This is a genomic window from Rhodococcus aetherivorans, assembly GCF_025722975.1.
Lineage (GTDB): Bacteria > Actinomycetota > Actinomycetes > Mycobacteriales > Mycobacteriaceae > Rhodococcus > Rhodococcus aetherivorans.
This window is the reverse complement of record NZ_CP106982.1, coordinates 1,319,605-1,337,828: the sequence shown is the minus strand read 5'-3', so window position 1 is coordinate 1,337,828 and position 18,224 is coordinate 1,319,605. Positions and strand designations below refer to the sequence as shown.

Below are 18,224 nucleotides of genomic sequence, written 5' to 3'. Positions count from 1 at the left end.
TCATCCTGCGTCGCGCCGGCAGAAATCTTCCGCTCAGTGGGACCTGCCCTGGACTGTGCCGCATCCCTGCGTCCGGGTTCGACGTCCACGCCCAGGCCAGATGGAGGATACCGAACCGGGCGATCCCATGTGGTTGCGCGGCACGGTGCTTACTTGCGTGTGCCGACGCGCGCAGGAAGCATCGACGCGCGCGGGAAGGACCGGCTCAGACGAGGTTGTCCTCCACCGGCAGCCCGAACACGCCCCGGCCGTACAGGGCGAGGGCACGTTCGGGATCGTTGGCGACGTGCACGCTGCCGGCATGCGCGTCGCGCCACGCCCGCTCGACGGGGTTGCCGCGGCCGAGCGAGTTGCCGCCCGCGGTCTTGAACAGCAGATCGATCGCCTCGACGGCGCGCTCGGTGCCGCGCACCTGATCGCGGCGCACCCGCAGCCGCATGCTCGTCGGCAGCGGCTCCCCGGCCACGGCCAGCTCGTACAACTCGCGGATGTTGCGGTCCGTCTGCAGGATCGCCGCGTCGATCTCGGACGCGGCGCGGGCGACGGCGACCTGCGCGAACTGGTCCTCGGCGAACCGGCCTCCACCCAGGCTCAGGCGCACCCGGTCGCGCATCGCGCTCAGGTACTGCTCGTAGCATCCGGCGACCGTTCCGATGACCGGCGCGGCAACGGCGGTGGTGAAGACCGCCGCGAACGGCAGCCTGAACAGCGGCCCCGGGTTGACCTTGTGCCCGGGGGCCCGCAGCTGCGCGAGCTCGTAGTTGCGCACCGTCCGGTGGTGCGGGACGAACGCCTTCTCCACGGTGATCTCGTTGCTCGCGGTGCCGCGCATGCCGACGACGTCCCACACGTCCTGGATCCGGTAGTCGGTGCGCGGCACGAGCACCGTCATGAAGTCCACCGGCCGGCCCTCGGCCCCGACGACGAGCGCCCCGAGCAGCGCCCAGGACGCGTGTTCGCAGCCGGAGGAGAACCGCCAGCTGCCCGACAGCTCGAAGCCGCCCTCGACCGGGACGAGCTCGCCGACCGGTGCGTACGACGACGACAGGAGCGTCGACTCGTCCTGTCCCCACACGTCGTCCTGTGCCCGCGCATCGAACAACGCCAGATGCCACGAGTGGACGCCGAGGATCGAGGCCACCCAGCCCGTCGAGCCGCAGGCACCCGAGATCGCCCGCACCACCTCGTAGAAGCGCACAGGGTTGCTCTCCAGACCACTGTGCCGGGCGGGCTGCAGCATCCGGAACACTCCCGCGGCGGCCAGGTCCTGGACGGTCTGGTCGGGCACCCGGCGTGTTTCGTCGACGCTGCGGGCGCGCTCCGCGATGGACGGCAGCAGCTCGCGGACCTTCGTCAGCACGTCGTCGGACATCGGTGTGTCTCCTTCGCGACCCGGACGGGTCACCGTGGCAGGAACAGGCACCCCATCCTGCGGTGCCGTCCGGATACACCGCCGCAGACGGTCCCGGACAGTGGGATGCGCTCCATCCCCGGTGAGCGGGCTCACCTAGCGTCGAGCACACGGTCGCAGGCGGCCACCGTCCCCCGGCCCACCCGCGCACAGCACCGGTGCCCGAGGTGCTCCATCCGATACGACATTCCATTCGAAAGGACGGACGACAGTGAGCTCCAGCAAGTCCGACGACGTCGAAGTTCGCGAGATCGAGGCCGGTTCCGCGCCCACCCGGTTCGCCCGCGGCTGGCACTGCCTCGGCCTGTCCGAGTCCTTCAAGGACGGCAAGCCGCACTCGGTCCATGCCTTCGGCACCAAGCTCGTCGTGTTCGCCGACAGCAACGGCGACCTGAAGATCCTCGACGCGTACTGCCGGCACATGGGCGGCGACCTCAGCCAGGGCACGATCAAGGGCGACTCGGTGGCCTGCCCGTTCCACGACTGGCGCTGGGGCGGCAACGGACGTTGCACCGCAATCCCCTACGCCCGCCGCGTTCCGCCGATCGCGAAGACCCGCGCCTGGCACACGCTCGATCAGGACGGGATGCTGTTCGTCTGGAACGACCCCGAGGGCAACCCGCCGCCGGCCGACGTGACCATTCCCCGCATCGCCGGCGCGACGAGCGACGAGTGGACCGACTGGGTCTGGTACACCACCGAGGTCGACACCAACTGCCGCGAGATCATCGACAACATCGTCGACATGGCGCACTTCTTCTACGTGCACTACTCGTTCCCCACGTATTTCAAGAACATCTTCGAGGGGCACGTCGCCACGCAGATCATGCACGGTCAGGCGCGGGAGGACATGCGGCCGCACGCCGACGGCCAGCCGAAGCTCGTCGGCAGCCGCTCCGAGGCGGCGTACTTCGGACCGTCGTTCATGATCGACGACCTGCAGTACAAGTACGAGGGCTACGATATCGACTCGGTGCTGCTCAACTGCCACTACCCCGTCACCGAGAACAAGTTCGTCCTGATGTACGGGATCATCGTGAAGAAGTCGGACGCCCTCGGCGACTCGGCCGACGAGACGGCCCGCAAGTTCGGTGACTTCATCGCCCGAGGCTTCGAGCAGGACGTCGAGATCTGGAAGAACAAGACGCGCATCGAGAATCCGCTGCTGTGCGACGAGGACGGCCCGGTCTACCAGCTGCGCCGCTGGTACGAGCAGTTCTACGTGGACGCGGCCGACGTCAAGCCGGAGATGACCGAGCGGTTCGAGTTCGAGATGGACACCGCCCGCCCGGTGGCGGCGTGGATGAGGGAAGTCGAGGAGAACCTCGCCCGCACGAAGGACGCCGAGGAGGCGGCGAATCCCGATGCAGCCCCTGCAGTGCACTGAGTGCGGTGCCCGCGTTCTCGTTTCGAAGAACAGCTGGGAGCACACCTCCGTCCAATGGAACGAACAGGCCCGCGCGCGGTGCCCCGAGATGCGGGAACGGGGCGGCCGGGACGACCGCCCCGGGGCTCCGCGCCGCGGCTGCGCCCGGCTCGCCGAGACGATCACGCGGGCCGCGACCGAGGGCCGCATCACCGTCCTCGACGACACCCCGGTGCCGGGGCCGATCGTCCAGTAAATCAGCTGGAAAGGAACTTTCGTGATCAACGTCCAGCAGTACGGCCCGTGGGCCGTCATCGCCGGTGGCTCCGAGGGCGTCGGCTCCGCCTTCGCCGACGAGCTGAGCAAGGCGGGGCTGAATCTGGTGCTCATCGCCCGCAAGCCCGGCCCGCTCGAGGAGACCGCGGAGAAGGTGCGCAGCAACGGCGTCCAGGTCCGCACCCTGGCACTCGACCTGCTCTCTGCCGACGCCGTCGAGCAGATCCGGCAGGCGACCGACGACGTCGAGGTGGGCCTGCTCATCTTCAACGCCGGCGCCAACAGCTACGGCAACGAGTTCGTCACCGGCGACCTCGACGGCTTCCGCGGCGTCATCGACCTCAACATCCATCGGCAGCTCGAACTCTCGCACCTGTTCGGCGCGAAGATGAAGGAGCGCGGCCGGGGCGGCATCATGCTGCTCGGTTCGCTCGCCGGCTACATGGGGGCGGAACACCAGAGCATCTACGCGGCGTCCAAGGCGTTCAGTCGCGTGTTCGCCGAAAGCCTGTGGCTCGAGCTCGCCCCGCACGGGGTACACGTCGTCGAACTCGTCCTCGGCGTGACCCGCACCCCGGCGATGATCCGCGCCGGGCTGAACTTCGACATCCCCGGCATGCTCGTCGCCGAGCCGGAGGATGTGGCCCGCGAGGGGCTCGAACACCTCACCGACGGGCCGGTGTGGGTGGCCGGCGGCAACTACGACGCGGCGGTCAAGCGCAGCGGCTTCCCGCGCGACACGCTCGTCAAGGGCGCGGCCGACGCCATGCGCAAGCTGCTCAACCGCGGCTGACTCGCTCGCATCGCAGGGCCGGCATCCGGAATCGGATGCCGGCCCTGCGACGTCCGTTCCGAGCGCGAGAAACCTCACACCGGTTCCCCGGGCTCCGTTGGTGTGAAAGTGTCGACGGGCGGGTACCTTACCCGGGATCGGGTCGGCCGGGCGGCGCACATTCCATGACAGTCGGTCCACCGTCGACTTGCTGCGCCGGCAGGCCGGCCCGATCCACCGGAGCCGACGGCCGATGCCGTTCGGACACGGCTCAACCGCGGCGGATCAGGCCGTCGGCCGGGGGGACGGACGCACCGGCGGGGTGGGCGGGATCTGGGAGCTCGGCGCCTCGTCGGTGGGCGCGGAGCGCCACTGCGCACCGAGCAGGGCCCCGATGATCTTGTCCTGCACGAGGACGAGGATCAGGGTCATGACGCAGCCGTAACCGAAGATCACGACGAGCCACGGCAGGTTCGGCACGGGCGCACCGTCGGGCAGCAGAACCGACAGGTTCGTCACGAGCAGCGTCTCCACGACGCCGAGCAGCACGGCGGGGACCATGCCGAGCGGGGTGCGGCCGAATACGAGCGGGTGCACCGCGAGGACGAGGAAGATCACGCACGCCACTCCGATGCCCATCACGAGCTCGAGCGGTACGCCGGGCAGGGCGCTCTGGACGGCGAGAAACGCTGCGCCCCAGGCAACGCCGCCCACGAAGCTGAGGAACATGCCGAGCAGGGCCCGCGGTGGTGCCTGCAGCGTGAAGAACAGCATGACGGGCAGGATGAGCATCGGGCTGTAGAGCGCGAGCGGGGTCAGGGACTGGAACGGAATCATCAGGACGGTGACGAGCACCGCGCCGAGCCCGGCCTGGATCAGAATCCCCTTGTTTTGCAGAGACATTCGATCATTCCCTCGTGAGTGATGGTCAGGGCTGTGACGCGTTCGGCACGACCACGTCGAAGACGCCCCACCGGACGCGTCCTCGGACAGGACGTCGGCGGACATGCGCCCGGGTGTGAGCTGCAACACGTGCGCCACGCAACACCGTATGCGCTTCAATGACAGAGTGTCAAGAATACTTTCTTGGTGACAATTTTCCTGCCTGCATGTCCGGCCACGGGCGGCTCCACGCCCCCACTGCACCCGCCAAGGCGGTTGATGTCACATTATGACACTTCGTCACTCTGTGACATCATTGACCGGTCCACGACCGAAGAAGCGAAGGTGTCGATGACGAACCTCGAACTGAAAGACACGCGCCCGGCCGGCGCGGCCCCCGGCGCGTCGGAGGGGCTCACCTCCACGCGGCACATCGCTCAGGTGATCGGCGTGCTGGTGGTCTCCGCCCTGATCATGATCCTCAACGAGACCGTGCTCAGTGTTGCGCTCCCGCAACTCATGGGGGACTTCTCGGTCTCCGCCGCCACCGTCCAGTGGCTCACCACCGGCTTCATGCTGACGATGGCCGTGGTCATCCCCACCACGGGCTTCCTGCTGCAGAGGTTCTCGACCCGAACCCTGTTCACCGCCGCCATGATCCTGTTCATCGCCGGCACCGCACTCGCCGCCGCCGCCCCCGGCTTCGAGATCATGCTGCTCGCCCGCGTCGTCCAGGCCGGTGGCACGGCGGTCATCCTGCCGCTGCTGATGACCACGACCATCACCACGGTTCCCGTCGCCCACCGCGGCACCGTCATGGGCCTGAACTCCGTCGTCATCTCGGTCGCGCCCGCGATCGGCCCCACCGTCTCCGGCATCATCGTCGACTCCATGAGCTGGCGCTGGCTGTTCGGTCTCATGCTTCCGGCCACGATCGTCGCCTTCGCGGCGGGCCTGCTCCTCCTCCGCAACACCGGCAGGACCCGCAAGGCGCCGTTGGACGTGGTGTCGGTCGTCCTCTCGGTCTTCGCCTTCGGCGGCCTGGTCTACGGCCTCGCGAACGTCGCGTCCCTCCTCGACGGCACCATCGTCGGCCCCGCGACCGCGCTGATCGTCGGCGTCGTTGCCCTCGGCCTCTTCGTCGCGCGCCAGAAGCGCCTCGAGCGCACCGGCACCGCACTGCTGGACCTGAATCCGTTCGAGGTGCCCCACTTCCGCATCTCGGTCGTCATCGTCGTCATCGCCATGGCGACCATGCTCGGCACCGTCGTCGTCCTGCCGATCTACCTGCAGGCCGGGCTCGGGGTGAGCATCCTGACGACCGGCCTGATCCTGCTGCCCGGCGGTCTCGTCCAGGGCGTGATCTCGCCGATCGTCGGCCGCATCTACGACGCCGTGGGGCCGCGCCCGATCGTGACCCCGGGCGCGCTCCTGCTGGCCGCCGGCCAGTGGTGGCTGAGCACCGTCGGCACCGACACGTCGATCGGGCTCGTGATCGCGATGCACGTGGTGTTCTGCATCGGCATGGCCATGCTCATGACCCCGCTGATGACCGTCTCGCTCGGCGCCCTGCCGCCGCGGCTCTACGGCCACGGCAGCGGGATCATGAACACGCTGCAGCAGCTCGCCGGTGCCGCCGGTACCGCGCTGCTCGTCGCCGCGCTCACGATCGGCGCCGACGCCGCCGCCGGCTCCGGCACGGCCGAGGCCCAGGCCTCGGGTGCGCAGACCGCATTCGTGCTGGGCGGTGTGCTCGCCCTCATCGCCGTGGTCGCCGCGCCCTTCGTCCGACGCCTCCCGCCGCCACAGCTCGAACAGGTCACCCACGCCTGATCCACGCGGTTCCGAACCACGGAGCACGACTCCGGAGAGCCACGGAGTACGACTCCCGAGAGCCACGGAGTACGACTCCGGGAACGAGAGACGAAGACCCGGCCGGGGCGATCCCCCGGCCGGGCCTTCGTCGTGTTCCACTGCGAGAGTCAGGCCTTCGGCGTGAAGGCCGCCAACGGCTCGGACTCGGACCAGTCGTGGCCCCAGTAGCTGTCGGCGGTGATCTCCTCGGCCGTGTAATAGGTTTCGTCGACGAGCATCCCCTCGGTGCCGAACTCGAGGTCCCACCCGCCCGGCGCGCGAACGTAGAACGACACCATCTTGTCGTTCGTGTGCCGGCCCAGCGTCGAGGAGATGGAGAAGCCGAGCTTGCGCACACGGTCGAGCGCCTGCCCGACGGCGTCGAGGGTGTCGACCTCCGTCATCAGGTGCACGAGGCCGGGCTCCTCGGTCGGCGGCGCCGGGCACAGGGCCAGGCTGTGGTGGCGCTGGTTCACTCCGAGGAAGCGCACGCGCCGCGCCGGTCCGGGTGCCTGGAGGCGGATCGCGCCACGCGGCAGGAAACCGAGCACCTCGGTGTAGAACGCGTACGCCGCATCGAAATCGGTGGCGGGCAGTACGACATGGCCGAGGCCCTGTTCGCCGGTGACCCACCGGCCACCGTGCGGAGTCACCACCGGGCTGTGATCGAGCACCGGACCGAAGAACACCTCGACGCGGGTGCCGATCGGGTCGTCGAACGCGATGACCTGCTCGGCATCGCGGTAGTCGCACTCCTCCTGCGAGAGGACGTCGACGGTGATACCCGCCTTCTCCACGGTCTCCCGGACACGCTGGAGTGCGAACTGATCCCGCACCTCCCAGCCGACCGCGAGCGCCCTGTCCGATTCGCCGGGCAGGACGATCAGGCGTGCGCGCCGCTCGTCCACCCGCAGGTAGAGGCCGTCCGGCTCCGGGCCGGAGCCCACGGCCATGCCGAGTCCGTCGACGACGAGTTCGCGCCAGCGCGCGACGTCGGTGGTCTGGATCCGGAGGTATCCGAGTGCTCGAATGTCCGTCATTTGTCTTCCATCCTGAAAAGGTCGGCGGGGCAGGCTAGATCATCGAGCGGTGGACGCCCTGCGGCTCGCCGCCGAGCTGGGTCAGCGAAGACGCGTGGAAGATCGAGCCGGGGACGTGGATCGCGTGCGACAGGCCGACGTGCGCGTCGCGCCAGAAGCGCTGCATCGGGAACTTCAGGTGCATCGCGCCGCCGCCGGAGCGGGCGAAGATCTCGTCGACGGCGCGCACGGCCCGCCACGCGGCGGCGGTCTGGGTGCGGCGGCCGATCGCGCGCTCCTCGAACGTGACCTCCTGGCCCTTGTCCGTCTTGTCCCAGAAGCGGTCGACGGTCTCGAGGATCGCGGCGCGCGACGCGGCGATCTCGGCGGCCGCCTCACCGAGGGCGTAGAGGACGTACGGGTCCTCCTTGATCGGGATGCCGGTGACCGCGACGCGCTCCTTCTGGGCCGCGATGTAGCACGCGAGCGCGCCTTCGGCCATGCCGATGAGCGACGAGGTGATGCCCAGCGGGAAGATGCACGAGAACGGGAACTTGTAGAGGGTTTCGTCCCGGCCCGCGTGACGCCACCCGTTGCCGCCGAGGACGATGTCGGCGTCGAGGGTGCGGTAGGCAGGGATGAAGGCGTCCTCGACGATCAGGTCCTTCGAGCCGGTGCCGCGCAGGCCCACGACGTTCCAGCTGTCCTGGTCGATGTCGTAGTCCGAGCGCGGCAGCAGCACGTGCAGGACCTGCGGCGGGTTCAGCCGGTTGCCGTCCTTGTCGCCCACTGCGGCGCCGATCATGATCCAGCCGCAGTGGTCGGTGCCGGAGGAGAACGACCAGCGGCCGTTGAGGACGTAGCCGCCGTCGACCGGAACCGCGACGCCCATCGGGGCGTACGGGGAGGCCATCCACATGTCGGGATCCTCGCCCCAGATCTCGTCCTGCGCCTTGGGGTCGAAGAACGTGAGCTCCCACGGATGCACGCCGACGATGCCGGCGACCCATCCGGTGGCGCCGTCCATCGCGCCGATCGCCATCGCGGTCTCGGCGAACTCCCGCGGGTGGACCTCGAGGCCGCCGTGTTCCTTCGGCTGCAGCATGCGGATGACACCGGCGTCGCGCAGCCGCTTGGCGTTGTTGTCCGTCAGGCGCATGAGCTTGTCGCCCTCGGTGCCCTCGGCGCGGATCTCGTCCGCGTACTGGATGATGTTGTCCAAAACCTGGCCCATGACTGTCAGCTCTCTCTCAAGACCCGGGGGTCTACTTCTGGGCGGCGAGACCGACGGCGATCTCGATCAGCTGGTCTTCCTGGCCACCGACGAGGTTGCGCCGGCCGGCCTCGATGAGGATCTCCGCACCGGAGACCCCGTACCGCTCGGCGTGGGCGGCGGCGTGCTTGAGGAAGCTCGAGTACACACCGGCGTAGCCCATCGTCAGCGACAGCCGGTCGAGGAGGCACTCGCCGTCCATGACCGGCCGGACGACGTCCTCGGCGGCGTCGATGATCTTCAGGGTGTCGATACCCGTTCGGATACCGAGCTTCTCGGCCACGGCGACGAACGCCTCGACCGGGGTGTTGCCCGCACCGGCGCCGAACCGGCGGGTGGACCCGTCGATCTGCAGGGCCCCGGCCCGCACGGCGAGCACCGAATTGGCCACGCCGAGGCCCATGTTCTCGTGGCCGTGGAATCCGACCTGGGCGTCGTCGCCCAGCTCGGCGACCAGAGCCGCGACCCGGTCCGAGACCCCCTCGAGGACGAGGGCGCCGGCCGAGTCGACGACGTACACGCACTGGCAGCCGGCGTCGGCCATGATGCGGGCCTGCTTCGCGAGCACCTCGGGCGGCTGACTGTGCGACATCATCAGGAATCCGACGGTCTCGAGGCCGAGTTCCCGGGCGAGACCGAAGTGCTGGGCGGAGATGTCGGCCTCGGTGCAGTGCGTGGCGATCCGGCAGATCGCGGCACCGTTGTCGGCGGCCTCCCGGATGTCCGAGCGCACCCCGAGCCCCGGGAGCATCAGGAACGCGATCTTCGCCTGCGTCGCCGTCTCGACGGCGGCCTTGATGAGCTCCTGCTCCGGGGTGCGGCTGAAGCCGTAGTTGAACGACGAGCCGCCGAGGCCGTCGCCGTGGGTGACCTCGATGACGGGCACGCCGGCGTCGTCGAGCGCACCGACGATGGAGCGCACGTCCTCGACGGTGAACTGGTGACGCTTGGCGTGGGAGCCGTCACGCAACGACGAGTCCGTGATCCGGATGTCGAGATCTGCGCTGTAGGGCATCGACTGTGTTCCTTCGAAAGTACGGTCTGCGGTGGGGGTCTACACGCGGGCGGCGAGCAGCTTGGCCGCGAAGCTCTCGCCCACCTTGGTGGCGGCCGCGGTCATGATGTCGAGATTGCCCGAGTACGGCGGCAGGAAGTCGCCGGCGCCCTCGACCTCGAGGAAGATCGCGACCCGGGCGCGCCCGCCGCTCATCGGGGTGGGATCGTCGAACTGCGGCTCGGCACGCAGCCGGTAACCGGGAACGTAGCCCTGCACGGTCGCGGCCACGTCGTGGATCGACGCGGCGATCGCGTCCCGGTCGGCATCCTCGGGGATCGAGCAGAACACGGTGTCGCGCATGAGCATCGGCGGTTCGGCGGGGTTGAGAACGATGATGGCCTTGCCCGTTCGGGCACCGCCGATCGTCTCGATGCCGCGGCTGGTGGTGAGGGTGAACTCGTCGATGTTGGCGCGGGTTCCGGGACCGGCCGACGGCGAAGCGACGCTCGCGACGATCTCGGCGTACTCCACCTCGGTGACGCGGGAGACGGCGTGCACCATCGGGATCGTGGCCTGGCCGCCGCAGGTGATGAGGTTGACGTTCGGTGCGTCCTCGTGCTCCCCCATGTTCACGGCGGGCACGACGGCGGGTCCGAGGGCGGCCGGGGTGAGGTCGACGACCTGGATGCCGAGCTCGGCGTAGCGGGGCGCATTCGCCCGGTGCACGTAGGCCGAGGTGGCCTCGAAGATCACGTCGGGGCGCTCGTCCTGGGCGAGCAGCCAGTCCACGCCCTCGTGGCTCGCGACCAGACCCTCGGCGGCCGCCCGGGTGAGCCCCTCGCTGGCGGGGTCGACGCCGATCATCCAGCGCGGCTCGATGACGTCCGAGCGCAGCAGTTTGTACATCAGGTCGGTGCCGATGTTGCCGGGCCCGACGATCGCGGCGGTAGCCTTGGTCACTGGTCTGTTCCTCACTTGAATTCGACTGAGACAGAGCCGATATCACTGAACTCGGCCCGGAAGGTGTCGCCCGGCCGGGCGTCGATCGCGCGGGTGCACGAGCCGGGCAGGATCACGTGCCCGGCCTCGAGCCGCACCCCGAAGCCGGCAACCTTGCGGGCCAGCCACGCCACGGCACGGGTCGGGTCGCCGAGCACGGCGGCCGCCGCACCGCGCGCGATCTCCTCGTCGCCCTGGTACAGCACCGCGGCGATACCGCCGATGTCGACCCGGTCCGGCGCGATGCGGCCGGCACCGAGGATCACGCCCGCCGAGGAGGCGTTGTCGGCGATCGTGTCGGCGAGGCCGATGCGCCAGTCCTCGATCCGGGAGTCGATGAGTTCGATGCTGGGAACGATGTATTCGGTGGCCCGGAGCACGTCCTCCTCGGTGCAGTCCGCGCCGGGCAGCGTCTCGCCGAGGACGTAGCCGATCTCGACCTCGATGCGCGGGTAGCAGAACTGCGCGGTGTCGATCGGCTCGTCCTCGGAGTACACCATGGTCGAGAGCAGGTGCCCGTAGTCGGGTTCGTCGACGCCCATCATCTTCTGCATGACCTCGGACGAGAGCCCGACCTTGTGGCCGTACACCGTGGCGCCGGCCTCGAGCCGCCGGCGGATGTTGATCAGCTGGATCTCGTACGAGTCCACCACGTCGATCTCGGGGAACGTCTCCGTCAGCGGACCGATCGGGGCGCGGTCTCGCTCGGCGGCCCACAAGAGATCGGCGGCGGCGATTCGCTGCGAACCGTCGAGCATCGTGCACTCCTGGAACTGGTGAAGGATCCGCGCTTCTTCTCCGCGCCGATCGACTGACTCGAAAGGTGACATATGCGCAGGTGGGAGGGCAAAAGCTCTCCCGCTCAGCGGGACCGTGGGCTAGGTCCGCCGCTCGTCGCGCAGCAGGAAGGCGAGGACGGCCGAGAGCCACGCGTCGCGGGCCTCGATCATCGTCCAGTGCCCGCACTTCGGGAAGGTGTGCAGCTCGCTGTTCGGGATGTCGCGCATGGGCAGCATCGCCATGTCGACGGGGCTGACCCGGTCGTCGCGGCCCCACGTCAGCAGGGTGGGGGCCTTGATCTTGTGCAGCTGCGCCCAGTACGGGGTCGCGTTCGACGCCGCGGCGGCCGCGGCGCCGGCCGCGAACGCCTGCGAGCTGTACATCCGGCGGGCGATCTCGAGCGTCTTCGGCTCGGTCGCCAGCGCCCAGCGCTCCTCGATCAGCTGTTCGGTGACGACGGCCGGGTCGTAGACCATGGAGTGGAGCCAGCGGACGAGCCCCTCGCGCGTGGGATTGTCGGTGAATTCCATCAGCAGCTTGATGCCCTCGCCCGGCCCCGGCGCGAAGACGTTCTTTCCCATGCCGCCGATGGTGACGAGTCTGCGCACCCGGTGCGGCTCGTCGATGGCGACCTTGGTGGCGACGATCCCGCCCATGGAGTTGCCGATCATGTCCACGGCCCCGAGGCCGAGGCCGTCGAGGAAGGTGCCGACGGCGCCCTGGGCCATCACCATGGGGTGGCCGTCGCCGGGATCGCTCACGCCGAAGCCGGGGAACTCGAGCACCAGGCAGCGGAAGTGCCGCGCGAAGTCGGCGAGGACGCCGCGGTAGTTGCGCCAACCGGTCACCCCCGGGCCGGAGCCGTGCAGCAGGAGCAGCGGCGGGCCGTCGCCGGCCTCGTGGTAGCGCAGCACACCCTGGTCGGTGGAGAGTTCCTTCAAGGTCCCCTCGTAGCTCACATCCGTCATCGTCGTCCCTGTTCGTCGCCGTGGTGCCGGGCGCACCGCCCATACGAACCGCAGGCTGCCAGCCGTGGCCCGCAGCGGCCATACACCATCCCGTTCAGCGAGATCGCCCGGCCCGCCGAGGCGGCGCGCGCGGCCGCTTCCGCTCAGCGGGACCCCGATGGGGGGCACGCCGGGCCTGCCCTAGCGTCGGTCGCATCGACCACGGCGTATGCACGCCGATCCGTCCCCACAACCGGAGGTGGACTCATGCCCCTCGAGACGACGACACTCGCACGATCGACCGTCGCTGCGCCCGATCCGGAGGAGATGCGCCGGGTGATGGGACAGTTCGCCACCGGGGTCACCGTGGTGACGGGACTGGACGACGCGGGCCCGGTGGGGTTCGCGTGCCAGTCGTTCGCCTCGGTGTCCCTGGAGCCGCCGCTGATCCTCATCTGCGCCGATCACCGGGGCCGCGCGTGGCCGCGCATCCGGGCCGCGGGGCGCTTCTGCGTCAACGTGCTCCGCGAGGACCAGTCCGACCTGTGCGCGCGGTTCGGCTCGAGCCGGGGCCGCAGGTACGAGGAACTCGACTGGGAGGTCTCCCGGTGGGGGACGCCGACACTGCCGGACGTGCTGATGCGCGTGCACGCCGAGGTGCACGAGGTGCACGTCGCCGGCGATCACGACGTGATCATCGGCCGGGTGCTCGAGCTGGACACCGTGTGCGAGGAGCGGCCGATGCTGTTCTTCCGGGGCCGGTTCGGGATCGACCACCCGGCGCCGGTGGTCTGACCGGGGCCGTCGCCAGGCACAGGAACCACCGTCGCCGATACCGTGCATGCCGACACCACCGCCCGCCACACGGAGACACGCATGCCGGTACCGCACACCGAGGACGAGTTGCTGCGCGCCCTCACCGAGACGTACGGCGCGCTCACGCGCGCGCTGCAACGTGTGCCAGTCGAACGGGCCCGGGAGGCGTCGCTGCCCGGGCACCGCACCGGAACCCGGATGAGCCCGGCCGATCTGGTGGCGTACCTGATCGGATGGAACGAACTGGTCGTTTCGTGGCACGACGACCGCGCTCGCGGCATCGAACCGCAACTCCCGGCACCGGGATTCACCTGGAACCAACTCGGCTCGCCGGCGCAGAAGTTCTACCGCGATCATGCCGACGTACCGTGGCCGCAGCTGCTGCAGCGGCTCGATGCCGCCCACGACCGCATCGTTGCCCTGGTGCGCGGGCTCGACAACGGCGAACTCTACGGCGCGCCCTGGTATCGCACGTACACCGCGGGACGGATGATCCAGCTCAACACCTCCTCCCCGTACACCAACGCCCGACGCCGCCTCCGCACCTGGCTACGCGCCGACGGCCTGTGAGCCGCCCGCCGTCGACGGCCGGGTGATCCACTCCTCGCCGATCTCCTCGGTGACGTCGCGGACGGCCCGGTCGCTCGCGTGTCACTTCTCAGGTTTCGTAGCACCCGGGACAACACTGGATGCGTGCCCATGACCAGCGAGGTCCGGTACGTGCAGGACGGCAGCGACCTTCGACACCACGGGTCGCCCGCAGCTCTGCGGCAAGTACATGTCGAGATCCCAGACCCGCCTCCGTCCCAGCATCGGCACAACGACAATCGGAGGATGGATCCCATGGCGCACGTGAAACGTTTCGACCACATCGGCATCACCGTCGCGGACCTCGACTCGGTGACAGCGTTCTTCGTCGGACTGGGTCTCGAAGTGGAGGGCACCGGATCCGTGGAGGGCGAGTTCGTGGAGACCGTCTGCGGCATCCCCGGAGCGCACTGTGAGATCGCCATGCTGCGGCCGCCCGACGGAGGGACCCGACTCGAGCTCGCAACCTTCGTCACGCCCGACCACGTGCCCGGATCACCCTTGGCGATGGCCAACGAGCTCGGGCTGCGCAACGTGTCCTTCGAGGTCGGCGACCTCCAAGCGGCCGTCGATGCGGTGGCTGCGGACGGATACGGGCTCATCGGCGGCATCGGCGAGTACGAGAACAGCGTGCGGATGGCCTACGTGCGTGGACCCGAAGGGATCATCGTGTCCCTCTTCGAGCAGATCGGCTGACGCGCGCGCCGTTGCCCATGTGTCGATCCGTTGCCCTGGACGCGGCGGTAGCTCCGAGAATGCCCTTCTGCAGCAGTCCCGTACGACGATCGATGACGGTCACGATCGGCCGATGAAGTAGGCGCCGGTCTTCGTCCACGTCCGAATGCCTGGGCGGGACAATTGCTTGCGCCCAGAGCCTTCCCGTGCCATCCTCGATAACCATGACTACAGGAAAGGCGGCCACCGCCACCATCCGGTGAGCGCCGTGCCGATCTCATCAGCGGTTCCACACCGCACCCTGTCCACCAGAATCACCGATCCTCACGCGATTGCCGCCGCGGTGTCCGTCCGGCGCGACCATTGGCTCGCGCAAGGACTGTGTACGAGACCTTCCGACCGGCCCTCCGCGGAATCCGCCGTCGCAGGACTCTACCGACGAGCGGGGTTCGAGGAACCGGAGTTCGTCTGGGTACCCTCTCCCCCAGTGGCACTGCAGTTGATTGCCGACGAAAGCTTATCGGTCCCCCCGCTGCGCTTCGGAAAGCCTGCACACCCTTCGGCAGGGATCGCCGCACTCTGGTCCGCGTCCCGTGACCGGATGGACGCGCGCATACTTCGGCGGCACCGGCCGGACCCGCTCGTTCGTGCGGCCGTGTGGGATTCGTTGCGGACCTCTCTGTACGTCGGTGTCGCGACGGCGATACGCACACTGTGGCCGCGCCCGACTCCCGGCGTCACCTGGTACGGGCAACAGGAGGCACATCGGGTCGCGTACTACGACACGGTCCGACGCTTCGGCCTCGCGAGCTTCGAGTCGCGCGACGGCGACCTTCTCGATCTTCAGGCCGCACTGGTCCGCGCCACCGGGTGGTGGTGGGCGTTCGACGGAGTCTGCGTCATGGCCGAACGGCCCACCGCCGTGCACACCGAACCCACACCCGAGGGCGTCCACAACGAACGCCGCTTACACCACCCCGATCGTCCGGCGCTCGAATTCTCGGACGGCAGCCATGTTTTCGTGCAACATGGCACCATCGTTCCCGATTGGGTCGTCCTCGATCCCACCGTCGAGCGGATCAACGACGAGCGCAATGTCGAGGTCCGCCGATGCGCCGTCGAGCGAATCGGCTGGGACAGGTACATCGACATGGCCGCGCTCGCACTCGTGGACCATGCAGACGATCCGGGAAACCCGGGATGCACGCTCGGACTGTATGCATCCCCGACCGGTTGGGGTCGCCCCGGCCGGATCCTGCTCGTCGTCAACGGTTCCGTCGAACGCGACGGGCAACGGCGCCGGTACGGCCTTCACGTCCCCGAATGGGTTCCGTCCGCTCTGGACGCCGCGGGCTGGACCTATGGCATCAGCGGTACCGACTATGCACAACTCGTTCGCCGAACCTGAACCCCACCAAGGTGATCCCATGCATTCCGAACTCACACTGTCCGACCTCACGGCCCTCAGCGGGCTGGACGTCCTCGACCACCTGGACCGGGAGGTCACCGTCCCGGTGACCGGTGGTCTCCAGGCTCAAGGTGATCTGATCGTCATCCCCTACCCGATGGTCGGTGCCGCCGTCGAACGCACATCGTGGGCGCGCTCCATCCGGGTGCCACGATCGGGAGTGGAGTTGCTGCGGAGCGCCGCCGGCGGCAACCCGCATTCCCTCGTCGCCGACGAGGGCACCTGCACGTGGACGACTCCCGTCCGGGACACCATGGGTCTCGCTCTGGGCATCGCCGAGACCACCGGGACGGCGTATCTTCTTCACCCCGAGCACGGGGCGACGGGTATCGCTCCGGGCTGCTACGTGATCCGTCGACAACGAGAGCACGGCGCAGGACGCTACGGGTCGGCGCGACTGGTCGCCGATTGACCTGAACACGTCGTCGAATCGACGTCGCCGAGCTGACGCGTCGCCGGTCCGCGCAGTCCGGAGGTGTGGCGGGCTCGCGGCGGTAACCTCGGTGATCGTGCTGGTGTGACTGACCGTGGCATCGACAGCCACCGTCGACGTCATCGGCTCCAGGCTCGGCACGCCCCGGGCGGCACTGTGGGTGCTGGTGGTGTGGACGGTGCGCTGCCGCCGGCACCGACCGGCGGCGGGATCGAGCTGCAGGCACGCCTACACCCGGGTCAGCAGGTCGTGCCCCCGGCCGAGCCCTGACCCCTAACTCGGGTGTCTGAGCGGCGCCCTCCCGGCCCGCCGACTGCTGAAGGTCACAACTCGAGAAATCCGACCAGATCATGAGAGCCCCGCACTGTGCCGATAAGACACAGGTCAGCGCTCGATTCAGAAGTGCCAGCCCAACATTGCGGGGCGGGCGACGTCGAATGCGCGGTCCAGGTCGTCGATGTCACCGGCGCTGCGCGCCTCCACCCGGCCGGCGGCAGCAAATGTGCGGGCCCTGTGCGCGCCGAGATACAACGCGGATAGCGCGTCCAGATCCAGCGTGATCACCGGCGCCGAGTCGGTGCGGACACACCGGGCCCGGCCGTTGCGTACCGTCAACGCGAAAGTGCCCCCGGCGCTGCGGAACGGATCTCGGACCGTCAGCACGGTGTCCAGATCGGCGGCATAGTCGCGGGCGGTCAACGCGGCCGGCACGTCCATGATCCGCAGCCACAACTCGTCCACCCGGGAGGTGGTGCGCGGCAGGCGGTAGTCGGTCAGCAGCAGGCGCAGCGGATCGTCGGGATGCTGGACGGTTTCGATGCGGTGGGTCAGGTCCAGTCCGCACAGGGTGCGCCACAGCGCGGCGTGAGCGTCGTCGGTGATCGCGACCAACTCCTCGACCACCGCGACCGGCTCGGCGTCGGATCCCTTGCGGCGGAAGGTCGCGTACCCGTCGGGATGAACCAGGAAGAACAGCGCCGAGGCGCCGTCGCGGCGCTCTTCGGGATCGGCAAAGGTGTAGTCCCACTCGGCTTTCGGACGTGCCTGCGCTCCCGGCGTGCGCAACCGCCACCGGTCGTAGAGTTCCGGCAACTGGTTGGCCGCCGTCACAGCGTCGGCAAGGACCACCCCGCCGGGATCGGGGGCGTCCTCGCGGAAGCGAGCGAAGCGCCGATCGACGGTGACCTCGGTGGCGACGGTGGCCGGACCGTATCCGAAGCGCCCGTAGATGCCGGCGTCGCTGGCGGTCAAGGCGGCCAGCGGTGCCCCGGTCGCCTCCATCCGGCGGTGCAGTTCGGTGAACATCGACCGCAGCACGCCGCGGCGACGGTGCGTGGGAGCGACCGAAACCCAGCTGACACCACATGCCGGGACCTGGTGCCCGCCGGGCACGGTGAGCTCCATGTCCAGATACAGCGCCTGACCGATCGGCGCCCCCCGCTCGGTCGCCACCACGATGTTCTCCGTGCGGAACATCGGACGAAGCAGCGTCCGATCGGCATCGATGGGGTGATACCCGAACGCCACCGAGTCGAGCAGCTCCAGGGCCGGCCAGTCGTCGTCGGTGGCGGTACGGATGGTGAGGGCGTCGTGCACGGTCATGTCCGAGAGACTGACACAACCGACTCCCCGAACGCGAGTGATTTGTCCGGTTCGGGCTCGGTGCGG

At 69.0% G+C, this 18,224-nt stretch carries 18 protein-coding genes; 9 read left to right on the top strand and 9 right to left on the bottom strand.

Annotation, left to right across the window (positions count from 1 at the left end; all coding sequences use genetic code 11):
• Positions 1-205: 205 nt before the first annotated feature.
• Positions 206-1,372, bottom strand: coding sequence for a 3-hydroxy-9,10-secoandrosta-1,3,5(10)-triene-9,17-dione monooxygenase oxygenase subunit (gene hsaA, locus OCS65_RS06305; protein WP_263509196.1), 1,167 nt, complete (start codon positions 1,370-1,372; stop codon positions 206-208).
• A gap of 250 nt (positions 1,373-1,622) precedes the next feature.
• On the opposite strand from hsaA, the gene OCS65_RS06300 reads away from it, so the two are divergent.
• From OCS65_RS06300 to OCS65_RS06290, 3 genes are read left to right on the top strand one after another with little or no spacing between them, the layout of a single operon-like run.
• Positions 1,623-2,798, top strand: a complete 1,176-nt coding sequence (locus tag OCS65_RS06300) for a 3-ketosteroid-9-alpha-monooxygenase, oxygenase component (protein ID WP_263509194.1) — start codon at positions 1,623-1,625, stop codon at positions 2,796-2,798.
• Entirely contained in the window at positions 2,776-3,033 is a 258-nt protein-coding gene (locus OCS65_RS06295) for a hypothetical protein (protein ID WP_168580089.1), read from the top strand. Before OCS65_RS06300 ends, OCS65_RS06295 begins: the two co-directional genes overlap by 23 nt.
• A gap of 21 nt (positions 3,034-3,054) precedes the next feature.
• The gene (locus OCS65_RS06290) at positions 3,055-3,846 is read left to right on the top strand and encodes an SDR family NAD(P)-dependent oxidoreductase (protein WP_168580090.1); all 792 of its coding nucleotides are present in this window, start codon (positions 3,055-3,057) and stop codon (positions 3,844-3,846) included.
• Between the two features lie 264 nt (positions 3,847-4,110).
• On the opposite strand, the gene OCS65_RS06285 is transcribed toward OCS65_RS06290, so the two are convergent.
• Positions 4,111-4,728 carry a hypothetical protein gene (locus OCS65_RS06285; RefSeq protein ID WP_263509191.1) on the bottom strand — a complete coding sequence of 206 codons (618 nt, stop codon included), beginning with the start codon at positions 4,726-4,728 and terminating at the stop codon, positions 4,111-4,113.
• A 330-nt stretch (positions 4,729-5,058) separates the two neighbouring features.
• Between OCS65_RS06285 and OCS65_RS06280 the strand changes: the two genes are divergently transcribed.
• Positions 5,059-6,540, top strand: a complete 1,482-nt coding sequence (locus OCS65_RS06280; RefSeq protein WP_051359271.1) for an MDR family MFS transporter — start codon at positions 5,059-5,061, stop codon at positions 6,538-6,540.
• A gap of 149 nt (positions 6,541-6,689) precedes the next feature.
• On the opposite strand, the gene bphC is transcribed toward OCS65_RS06280, so the two are convergent.
• From bphC to OCS65_RS06250, 6 genes are all read right to left on the bottom strand, one after another.
• On the bottom strand, positions 6,690-7,601 hold the full coding sequence (gene bphC, locus OCS65_RS06275) for a biphenyl-2,3-diol 1,2-dioxygenase (protein ID WP_043798586.1): 912 nt from the start codon (positions 7,599-7,601) through the stop codon (positions 6,690-6,692).
• A gap of 34 nt (positions 7,602-7,635) precedes the next feature.
• Positions 7,636-8,814 carry an acyl-CoA dehydrogenase family protein gene (locus OCS65_RS06270; protein ID WP_102799513.1) on the bottom strand — a complete coding sequence of 393 codons (1,179 nt, stop codon included), beginning with the start codon at positions 8,812-8,814 and terminating at the stop codon, positions 7,636-7,638.
• Positions 8,815-8,845: 31 nt separating this feature from the next.
• Positions 8,846-9,868, bottom strand: a complete 1,023-nt coding sequence (dmpG, locus tag OCS65_RS06265) for a 4-hydroxy-2-oxovalerate aldolase (RefSeq protein WP_102799512.1) — start codon at positions 9,866-9,868, stop codon at positions 8,846-8,848.
• A gap of 39 nt (positions 9,869-9,907) precedes the next feature.
• Positions 9,908-10,810, bottom strand: a complete 903-nt coding sequence (locus OCS65_RS06260) for an acetaldehyde dehydrogenase (acetylating) (RefSeq protein WP_029545936.1) — start codon at positions 10,808-10,810, stop codon at positions 9,908-9,910.
• 11 nt (positions 10,811-10,821) lie between these two features.
• Positions 10,822-11,607 carry a 2-keto-4-pentenoate hydratase gene (locus tag OCS65_RS06255; protein ID WP_006935104.1) on the bottom strand — a complete coding sequence of 262 codons (786 nt, stop codon included), beginning with the start codon at positions 11,605-11,607 and terminating at the stop codon, positions 10,822-10,824.
• 120 nt (positions 11,608-11,727) lie between these two features.
• Positions 11,728-12,597, bottom strand: a complete 870-nt coding sequence (locus OCS65_RS06250; protein ID WP_029545938.1) for an alpha/beta fold hydrolase — start codon at positions 12,595-12,597, stop codon at positions 11,728-11,730.
• A 246-nt stretch (positions 12,598-12,843) separates the two neighbouring features.
• Here OCS65_RS06250 and OCS65_RS06245 point away from each other — a divergent pair, with 246 nt between their 5' ends.
• From OCS65_RS06245 to OCS65_RS06225, 5 genes are all read left to right on the top strand, one after another.
• A complete protein-coding gene (locus OCS65_RS06245) occupies positions 12,844-13,371 on the top strand; it encodes a flavin reductase family protein (RefSeq protein ID WP_029545940.1) in 528 nt (175 codons plus the stop codon).
• Positions 13,372-13,452: 81 nt separating this feature from the next.
• Positions 13,453-13,962 carry a ClbS/DfsB family four-helix bundle protein gene (locus tag OCS65_RS06240; protein ID WP_029545942.1) on the top strand — a complete coding sequence of 170 codons (510 nt, stop codon included), beginning with the start codon at positions 13,453-13,455 and terminating at the stop codon, positions 13,960-13,962.
• Positions 13,963-14,235: 273 nt separating this feature from the next.
• Complete coding sequence (locus OCS65_RS06235) at positions 14,236-14,676, top strand: VOC family protein (RefSeq protein WP_029545944.1); 441 nt, start codon at positions 14,236-14,238, stop codon at positions 14,674-14,676.
• A 238-nt stretch (positions 14,677-14,914) separates the two neighbouring features.
• Positions 14,915-16,063 (top strand): DUF6745 domain-containing protein, encoded by a 1,149-nt coding sequence (locus tag OCS65_RS06230; RefSeq protein WP_029545946.1) that lies wholly within the window; start codon positions 14,915-14,917, stop codon positions 16,061-16,063.
• A 19-nt stretch (positions 16,064-16,082) separates the two neighbouring features.
• The gene (locus OCS65_RS06225; protein ID WP_029545948.1) at positions 16,083-16,535 is read left to right on the top strand and encodes a hypothetical protein; all 453 of its coding nucleotides are present in this window, start codon (positions 16,083-16,085) and stop codon (positions 16,533-16,535) included.
• A 417-nt stretch (positions 16,536-16,952) separates the two neighbouring features.
• On the opposite strand, the gene OCS65_RS06220 is transcribed toward OCS65_RS06225, so the two are convergent.
• Positions 16,953-18,158: an enhanced intracellular survival protein Eis gene (locus OCS65_RS06220; RefSeq protein ID WP_006935090.1), complete on the bottom strand. Its 1,206-nt coding sequence runs from the start codon at positions 18,156-18,158 to the stop codon at positions 16,953-16,955.
• Between the last annotated feature and the right edge of the window lie 66 nt (positions 18,159-18,224).